This is a genomic window from Arthrobacter phoenicis (assembly GCF_047238215.1).
Taxonomy (GTDB): domain Bacteria; phylum Actinomycetota; class Actinomycetes; order Actinomycetales; family Micrococcaceae; genus Arthrobacter.
This window is the reverse complement of sequence record NZ_JBDFMK010000006.1, coordinates 1-8900: the sequence shown is the minus strand read 5'-3', so window position 1 is coordinate 8900 and position 8900 is coordinate 1. Positions and strand designations below refer to the sequence as shown.

General features: G+C 64.0%; 8 protein-coding genes and 1 riboswitch. Of the genes, 5 read left to right on the top strand and 3 right to left on the bottom strand.

From position 1 onward, the window contains the following. The 3 genes from ABC337_RS18530 to ABC337_RS18520 form a co-directional block, all read left to right on the top strand. The coding region (locus ABC337_RS18530; protein WP_412893323.1) for a phosphomethylpyrimidine synthase ThiC at window positions 1-507 on the top strand (507 nt) is incomplete at its 5' end. A 459-nt stretch (window positions 508-966) separates the two neighbouring features. Further along, window positions 967-1548 carry a recombinase family protein gene (locus tag ABC337_RS18525; RefSeq protein WP_412885098.1) on the top strand — a complete coding sequence of 194 codons (582 nt, stop codon included), beginning with the start codon at window positions 967-969 and terminating at the stop codon, window positions 1546-1548. A 307-nt stretch (window positions 1549-1855) separates the two neighbouring features. Continuing rightward, window positions 1856-2362, top strand: a complete 507-nt coding sequence (locus ABC337_RS18520) for a GrpB family protein (protein WP_412885099.1) — start codon at window positions 1856-1858, stop codon at window positions 2360-2362. Here the strand turns inward: ABC337_RS18520 and ABC337_RS18515 are convergent. The 3 genes from ABC337_RS18515 to merA all read right to left on the bottom strand — a co-directional run bounded on the left by ABC337_RS18515 (window position 2333) and on the right by merA (window position 6450). Further along, the gene (locus tag ABC337_RS18515; protein WP_412885100.1) at window positions 2333-3457 is read right to left on the bottom strand and encodes an IS110 family RNA-guided transposase; all 1125 of its coding nucleotides are present in this window, start codon (window positions 3455-3457) and stop codon (window positions 2333-2335) included. The two genes, ABC337_RS18520 and ABC337_RS18515, sit on opposite strands and share 30 nt — an antisense overlap. An 833-nt stretch (window positions 3458-4290) precedes the next feature. Further along, entirely contained in the window at window positions 4291-4863 is a 573-nt protein-coding gene (locus ABC337_RS18510) for a recombinase family protein (RefSeq protein WP_412893322.1), read from the bottom strand. Between the two features lie 144 nt (window positions 4864-5007). Next, window positions 5008-6450, bottom strand: coding sequence for a mercury(II) reductase (merA, locus tag ABC337_RS18505; RefSeq protein WP_412893321.1), 1443 nt, complete (start codon window positions 6448-6450; stop codon window positions 5008-5010). Window positions 6451-6669: 219 nt separating this feature from the next. Here merA and ABC337_RS18500 point away from each other — a divergent pair, with 219 nt between their 5' ends. Together ABC337_RS18500 and thiC are read left to right on the top strand one after the other, a co-directional pair. Then, entirely contained in the window at window positions 6670-7059 is a 390-nt protein-coding gene (locus ABC337_RS18500) for a heavy metal-responsive transcriptional regulator (RefSeq protein ID WP_412885121.1), read from the top strand. 355 nt (window positions 7060-7414) lie between these two features. Further along, window positions 7415-7524, top strand: a riboswitch (TPP riboswitch). Continuing rightward, the coding region (gene thiC / locus ABC337_RS18495) for a phosphomethylpyrimidine synthase ThiC (protein WP_412893320.1) at window positions 7522-8900 on the top strand (1379 nt) is incomplete at its 3' end. (Overlaps the previous riboswitch by 3 nt.)

Sequence of the window (8900 nt, the reverse complement as noted above, 5' to 3'; positions counted from 1 at the left end):
GCCCCCGGCTACGACCACATCACCTCGGCCATCGGCGCCACGGAGATCGCCCGCTACGGCACCGCGATGCTCTGCTACGTCACGCCCAAAGAACACCTCGGGTTGCCGAACAAAGATGACGTCAAAACCGGCGTGATCACCTACAAGATCGCCGCCCACGCCGCGGACCTCGCCAAAGGCCACCCGGGCGCCCACGAACGCGACGACGCCCTGTCCAAGGCACGGTTCGAGTTCCGCTGGCGCGATCAGTTCGCCCTTTCCCTGGACCCGGAAACGGCCGAATCCTTCCACGACGAGACCCTGCCCGCCGAACCGGCCAAGACCGCGCACTTCTGCTCCATGTGCGGTCCCAAGTTCTGTTCCATGCGGCTCTCCCAGGACATCCGCGACCAGTTCGGAGGCATGTCCGAACAGGAAGCCATCGCAGGAATGGAGGCCAAGTCCACCGAATTCCTCGAATCCGGCGGGAAGGTCTACCTGCCCGAACCGGTTCTGCCCAGGAGCTAGGAGCGGGTCCGGCCAGGGCCGGTCCTTCGTGGCCGGTCCTGGCCGGACCTGAACACCGCCGACTAAGAGGCCTGTTCGAAAGGGCCGTTGAAGCCCTCACCGCCGGGACCGGCCCCATCCAGCAACGACTGGCCGACGCGTACGTCTGGCTGACCGCCGACCGGACCCGGCCGCGCTCAATCCGCGTCCGCTTAATCGTGATGCTCCTCTACCTCACCTCACCCCCCAATCTCAAGCCTGCCTCGATCGTTCGACGTTCTCAGAAACGAAGGATTTCAAGAACGCCTTGAATCGAGAAAGGCGGCGCTTGCCGTGAGGCGCCGGAACAGCGCGCCGTTCTGCGGGAAACCGCCGTTGTGATGAGAAGCCCCGCCCCGGCGGGGCGGTTCTCACAAATAATTCTCGAAACTGTACAGTCGAGCCAGGAGTCCGAATCGAGTTTTGAGAAGAGAAACCCATATGGCGGCACACCGTATCGGCTATGCCAGAGTGTCTACGCGCGACCAGAACCTTGATCTGCAGTTGGCTGCCTTAAATAGTGCAGGATGCGATCGCATCTTTGAAGACACAATGAGCGGCACCAAGGCCGGCCGCCCCGGTCTAGCCAAGGCCCTGGAAACACTCCGTGAGGGAGACACTCTCATTGTGTGGAAGCTGGACCGTCTCGGCCGTAGCGTGAAGGACCTCCTGGATTTCGCCGGAGGCCTGAACGAGCGCGGAATTGGTTTTGTCAGCCTTACCGACTCGATCGACACCACCACCGCCTCCGGACGCTTCTTCTTCAACGTGATGGCATCCCTGGCCCAGATGGAACGCGAGCTCATGGTCGAACGCACACAGGCGGGCCTCCAGGCAGCGCGCGAACAGGGCCGGGTCGGCGGACGAAAGCGTGTAATGACTGAGGCCAAGATCCGCTCAGCTCGGAAGCTCCTCAGCCAGGGAACGCCGCCCAAGGAAGTTGCCGCCAGCCTCGGGGTCTCGGTGCCCACGCTTTACCGCTGGGTCCCGGCCACGAGCCCTGAAGCAGTTGCAGTCCCGTAGCTCGGCCTTTGGTGCAGACGACTGTTGAAAAAATGCGTGACTGTGCAGACCACTTCTGAAACTGACAAACGTAGCGGCGCGTTTCCTGGGCACGGTGATCGATCGGCTTACGGGTGAGTCTGCTGACACGATCCGGCATGCGAGACCTTGGTGCTGCCCTGTCCGTGACTTGCAAGCTCAGGTCCTCGATCCAGTACCAATCGGTCTCAACTGTGGCAACACCTTGGAGGGCCTATCGGGCGCCATCCAAGGCGGCAGCGGCGTGGCTTCAAAGAGTGCAGACACCATCGGGACCAGAATCGGACGAATGGACGACGAACAGCCGGTAACACTTGTGGCGAGCAGATTCGAGGAATGGGCGGACCACTATGCCCGGTTCGCCGCGGCGATCCTCGAATTGCTCCCCGAAGCCCACTGCGAACACATTGGTTCGACTTCCGTGCCCGACCTGCCGGCGAAAGATGTCATAGACGTGATCGTTGGGGTCAAGGTTTCGAGCGTTCAAAATGCAGCCCGGGCGCTGAAAATGGCGGGGTTCGACCTCGAGGGGATGAAGCCCGGCCATTGCTGGCTCGCGTGGCCAAACCGCCGCCATCGGGAATCCGTGGTGCACGTCCTCGCATTCGAAGGCACCGAATGGTCTGCACGCATCGCATTCCGCGACCTACTCAGAGAAGATCCGGCGGCCCGAGCCGAATACTTTGAGGCCAAGAAAACCGCAGCCGACACAGCCTCGGGCTGGAGTGACTACACGGCTGCCAAATACCCCACCGTCGCGCGCCTTCTAACTCGGACCAATCCGGACACCGCCTGAACTGCCTGCCCCGGCAACGAGGGGTGGGGCTGGTTTCGCGGTGGCGTAAAGGGTGTTTAGCTGGCGGTAGAGCGTTCGGGCGACGTAGCGCTTGAGGGATCTGCGGATTTCGCGGTAGCTGCGACCTTCTTGGGTGCGTTTGGCGACGTAGTCCCGTGTTCCGGGGTCATGGACCATCCGGGTCATGGTGATGGTGTGCAAAGCACGATTGAGGCGCCTATCACCGCCCCGGTTCAGCCTGTGCCGGACAGTGTTACCGCTTGAGGCCGGCAAGGGACTCACCCCTGCCAGAGAGGCAAAGGCAGCTTCGCTGCGAACCCTTCCTGGATGCGACCAAGCTGTCAGGACAGCAGCGACCGTGACAGCCCCGGCACCCACCATCTCCAACAGCGGCGCAGCCGGGCTTTCCTGGATCAGCTCAGTCATGCGCTTCTGATTAGCCGCCAGCTGAGTGGTCACCTCGAGAACGCGGCGCGCCAACCGAACCGCTTCCTGCCGAGCGATCGCTAGTTCCATCTGCTCCTGCCGGTCCCGCCATCTGGTAATCGTGGCGATCTGGGCGGGAACCAGAGGCTTGCGGGCGTCGACTCCAAGGTCGTGTGCCCGGAGTAAGGCGATAAGCGCATTGACATTCATTGTTCGTTCCCGGGTCAACTGATCCCGTGCCGCACTCAGGATCCTGAGTCCGGCACGGGCTCCTTCATCCCGGCGCGGAACCCGGAGTTGGGACTCCTCCAAGCCAAGGACAGCGGCTCCGATGGCGGTAGCGTCCAACGGGTCCGATTTGCCCAGCCCCCGACGGCCTCGGGCGTTCATCCGTGGAGCTTCGGCGACGTCGTAGCCGGCGTCGGTTACCGCCCGGGCCAGACGCGCCCCATATGAGCCGATACCCTCGACGGCCCATAGACAGGCCATATCCCCGTCTGTCCTTCGGCCTACCCAGGCAAGTGCGCGGGAAATCCCTGCCGAGGTGGTCGGGAACTGCTCGCACGCAACCTGTCGCTTAGTGCTGGCCTCGATGATGGCGTAAGTGTGGGTCCGGGCGTGACAGTCCACGCCGATGACGAACGGGCGGGTCTGCGAAACGATAGTCAACGCACCACCCTCCTTCCTTTCGAACGGGCAAGAACGGCCGCAGCACGGCCGGCGCCGGACCTGGGAAGAGTCACCTCGAGGCAAAACTGTGATGAGCCACAACCTCCAAAGGCTGGGCAAGCTTCTAATCAAGCCACCGACGTGGGACAGGTCAGCGCCGGCCGCTCCACCCAGCGCGGACAAATCGGGGGAAACGCACCCTCGAGGGGCAATTGTTTTTTCGAGTCACGCACCAGGCAGAACGACCGGCATCAACACTGCCAGCTAGTCCCAGACCAGCCATGTAAAGACTCACAGTTGTTTTTTGGCTGCGGCTGGAATTGGGTGCTGGCGCGGACCATAGCGGGGCGGCTTTGGTGACCGGCCAGCTTCCCCTCTCCCCCCGTTGTTTTGGCTGCAGGCGAAGCTTGCGGAGCTGTGGCCGACGGAGGCCTGTCTACCCGAGGGCAAGGGCGGGAAATTCCCGGAGGAAATCAGCGACGAAGGAGCACCGCAGGGACATTTCCTGTACCGCAGGCCCCGACGAAGGAGGGGCTAGATGGGCCGGAGCGGACACGTACAATCCGTCAGGACAGCAGCCAAAACAGAAAAGCGCTTCTAGAGCCCGAGCGAAGCGAGGCCCGTGCAGTAGGGGTGGGCGCTTGCTGGGCGAGGCCGGAACCCAGAGTCTTCAGGCAGCACGTCGTTCCGGGCTACGTTGTGGTGCTTGCGTGCAGCACGGGCTTGCTGGTGGCGTAAAGCGCTGCGCGGCTCCCACCAGTGAATCGCGGCGCTAAATGGTGTTCTTTTCGCAGCGCTTGGTGCACTCACGGCCGGCGGCACCGCATCGGCCTTCAGATGGTTCGCCTTTGGAGCTCTGGAACCGTTGTTCGGGACACACGGAACAGCTCCGCCAACTCAGCCTGCGTGTGCTCCCCGGCGTCGTGCAGTGTCAGAAGATGCTTCCGCTGTGTCTTGGACAGTTTCGGCTGCTTGCCTTTCAGCCGCCCCTTCGCCTTGGCGACCGCCATTCCCTTGCGAGTGCGCATCCGGATCAGGTCCGCCTCAAACTCGGCCACCATTCCCAGGACATTGAACAGCAGCCGGCCTACCGGATCAGTTGGATCATGAGTGCTGCCGCCGAGACTGAGCACTACCCCCTTGGCCGTCAGCTCGTGGGCTATATCCCTGGCATCGGAAAGAGAGCGTGCCAAACGGTCGAGCTTGGTCACCACGAGCGTATCGCCGCCCCGGCACGCCGCCATCGCTTCACGGAGCCCAGGGCGCACCCGGTTCGCTCCCGTCAGTCCGTGATCGACGAAGATCTGGGCCTCATCTACACCCAGGGCAAAGAGGGCATTGCGTTGGGCGGTCAGGTCCTGGTCGTTCGTCGAGACCCGGGCATAGCCGATCTTCATTCCAGTCATAAGGAACATGGTTGCAGTAATCCCCCCGTCACCGTGCATATTATCGTGCGGGTCTTACGACCAACGAGAGTGCGAGGTCGATGCCGCTGTCCGGTGAGGTCTGCCGGTCGGTGAGTTGGATGAAGTTACTGGAGGGGCTACGGCTCAGGAGGCGCAACAGGAGAGTTTGGAGACATCAGTGGTGAAGGACTGGGCGGCGATCTTGATCCCCTCGGCCATGGTCAGGTACGGGCTCCACAGGTTCGCCACCTGCTCCACGGTCATCCCGGCTTCCAGGATGTAGACCCCGGCGGCGGCGAGGTCACCGGCGTCCTTCGCGACGGCGGTGATTCCCACAATCCGCCCGGTGTCCGCGTCCGCGACGATCTTGATGAAGCCGCGGGTGTCCCTGTTCACCAGGGCCCGGGGCACGTACTCCAGGGGCAGGACCCGGCATTCGCACCGGATACCGGCCTCGTTGGCTTCCTTGCCGGTCATCCCGACCGCGGCCAGGGCCGGGCTGGTGAAGGTGACCCGGGGCAGGTGCCGGTAGTCGACCTCGCGGCCGGCGTTGTTGAAGGCGTTCTCCACCACCAGGGAGCCGTGGGATGCTGCGACGTAGACGAATTCGCGGTGTCCGGTCACGTCTCCGGCGGCCAATATCCTGGGATTGGTGCTGGCCAGCCGGCTGTTGACCAAGATCTCGCCGCCGTCCCCGGTTTTCACGCCGACCGCGGACAGGTTCAGGCCGTCCGTGACCGGGCGCCTTCCCGTGGCGACGAGCAGCCTGGCGGCCCGGAATTCCTCCTGGCCGCCGGAGGCGGCCGCGGTCGCAACGATCCCGCGGGTGGCCGGATCCGTACGTACGGAGGACACGGCCGCCCGGCGGACGACGCGGATGCCCTCGTCGGCGAAGACGCCCATCAGGGCGCGGGAGGCTTCGGGTTCCTCGGCCGAGGCCAGGCGGGAGCGGACCAGCATGGTGACCTTGGACCCGAGCCGGGCGAAGAGCTGGGCCTGTTCCAGGGCCACGTACCCGCCGCCGAGCACGAGCAGGGAGTCGGGGACCTCCTCGAGTTCCATCGCGGTGGTGGCGGTCAGGTAGTCCGTGTCTGCCAAACCCTCGATCGGGGGCGCCCACGGAGCCGACCCAGTGGCCACCAGATAGTGCGCGGCCCTTACGGACTCCCGCATCCCGTCCTGTCCGGTGATTTCCAGGACGGGATCGTCCTGGGTGCCGGTGAACACGGCATTGCCCTGGCGCAGCTCCCAGCCATAGTCCGCGATCAGGTCCACGTACTTATCCGAACGCATCGTCTCCACCAGGGAACGCTTCCCACCGATCAGCCCGGCCATGTCCACCGGCCCGGCTGAGGTGCTGATGCCGGGGAACCGGCCTGCTCCGTCCAGGGCAACTTGCCTGGCCTCTGCCGCGGCCAGGAGTGCCTTGGACGGCACGCAGCCGGTGTTCACGCACGTGCCGCCGACGGTGGAGCGCTCGATCATCAGGACGCGTTTGCCCAGGTTGGTCGCCCGGATCGCGGCCGCGAATGCTCCGCCGCCCGATCCGATGACGGCCAGATCAAAATCAGGTGTTGGTTCAGACATGGAATCCTCCAAAGTCGTACAGCAGCGACGTCCCGAAATACCCGTAACAGTGCCTCGTATATGGTTCTGCCCCAGTCTGCACCTTCCACCGAGGGGGAAGGTCAAGAGGCTGACTCCGCTCTCCCGGCCCGGGGCGCCACCCGCGGGTTCCTACCCCCTGTTGACCTTCCACTAAACTGGAAGGTCAAGGAGGAACCCCCCGGGGACGAGAGGTGCATGATGCTTATCGGCGAAACTGCCGCAGCCGCGGGCATGACGGCCAAGACCCTGCGGTTCTACGAGGACCGCGGCCTATTGCCGGCCGCCGACAGGGCACCGAACGGATACCGCGACTACGCCCAGGAAACAGTCAGCCGGCTGGAATTCATCCGCCGCGGCCGCACGGCCGGACTGACCCTTGCCCAGATCGGTGACATCCTCTCCGTCCGGGACATCGGCCAGGCCCCCTGCGTACACGTCCGGGATCTGCTGGCCAAACAGCTCCGCGACCTCGACGCCCGGATCGCAGAACTCACGGCACTGCGTGCAACCGTTGCCGAATTTCATGACGCCGCGGCCGCCGGGGACCCTGCAGCCTGCGACCCCGAACGCATCTGCAGCTACCTCTAAACCCGACCAGATCCCGACGCTCCTCCTGTGTGACTGCTAGTTCGGATTGGCGGTTTTTTCGCAGCTCGGTTTGGCGGTTTTAGCTAATTCCTATGACGAGGGTTGATGTCAGTTTCAGAAGTCGACTGCACGGAATAGCAGAAGGCGTCTGCACCATTCCCGGGTGCTGTGCGTTGGCCGGGCTGGCGGTTGACCGAGGAGCGCGTCAGCCCCGGCAGCTGCGAACAGGAGGCCTCAGCTGCCGGAGATATGTCATATCCCCATCGCTGGGAGGGCCTGCTTCCGAGGATGGAGGCCCTCCGGGGAACACCAGTCATCATCCAACCGGAACGGGCACGCCGGGGTGCTAGGGTTTTTTCATCCACACGGGTGCCCTAATGCAGGGGCTGAGATCGGGCTGATGCAGCCTGCGACCGTTGAACCTGTCCGGGTCATGCCGGCGAAGGAAGTAGGAAACCACTGATGAACGCCATGAATTCACATTCGCTCGCGTACGCCCGCGACCCGGAACACGGCATTAGCGTCCCTGTCACGGAGATCGCCTTGGAGGACTCTCCGAACGGGGTGAAGAATCCACCGTTCACGGTGTACCGGACGGCCGGGCCCGGCAGCGATCCGGTAATCGGCCTGGAGCCGTTCCGGTCCGAATGGATAGAATCCCGGGGCGACACCGAGCCCTACGGCGGACGGGAACGGAACCTGCTCGATGACGGCAAGTCCGCCGTGCGCCGGGGTGCCGCGTCCGCGGAATGGAAGGGCGCGCAGCCGGTGCCCCGCCGCGCCCTCAACGGCAAGACGGTCACCCAGATGCACTACGCCCGCCAGGGCGTGATCACGCAGGAGATGCGGTTCGTGGCAGTGCGGGAGAACTGCGACGTTGAACTGGTCCGCAGTGAGGTGGCGGCGGGCCGGGCCATCATTCCGAACAACATTAACCACCCTGAATCCGAGCCGATGATCATCGGCAAGGCGTTCCTGGTGAAGATCAACGCCAACATCGGCAACTCGGCCGTGACCAGCTCCATTGCCGAGGAAGTGGACAAACTGCAGTGGGCCGCCCAGTGGGGCGCAGACACGGTGATGGACCTCTCCACCGGCGATGACATCCACACCACCCGTGAATGGATCATCCGCAACTCCCCCGTCCCGATCGGCACGGTCCCGATCTATCAGGCGCTGGAGAAGGTCAACGGCGAGGCCAATGACCTGACCTGGGAGATCTACCGGGACACCGTGATCGAGCAGTGCGAGCAGGGCGTGGACTACATGACCGTCCACGCCGGCGTGCTGCTGCGCTACGTGCCGCTGACCGCAAACCGGGTGACCGGGATCGTCTCCCGCGGAGGGTCCATCATGGCCGGTTGGTGCCTGGCCCATCACCAGGAGAACTTCCTCTACACCCACTTCGATGAACTGTGCGAAATCTTCGCCAAGTACGACGTCGCCTTTTCCCTGGGCGACGGCCTGCGGCCGGGGGCGACCGCGGATGCCAACGACGCCGCACAGTTTGCCGAACTAGACACCCTGGCGGAGCTGACCAAGCGCGCCTGGAAGTACGACGTGCAGGTCATGGTCGAAGGCCCGGGCCACATCCCCTTCCACCTGGTCCGGGAAAACGTCGAACGCCAGCAGGAACTCTGCGACGGCGCCCCGTTCTATACCCTCGGCCCACTGGTGACCGACATTGCCCCCGGCTACGACCACATCACCTCGGCCATCGGCGCCACGGAGATCGCCCGCTACGGCACCGCGATGCTCTGCTACGTCACGCCCAAAGAACACCTCGGGTTGCCGAACAAAGATGACGTCAAAACCGGCGTGATCACCTACAAGATCGCCGC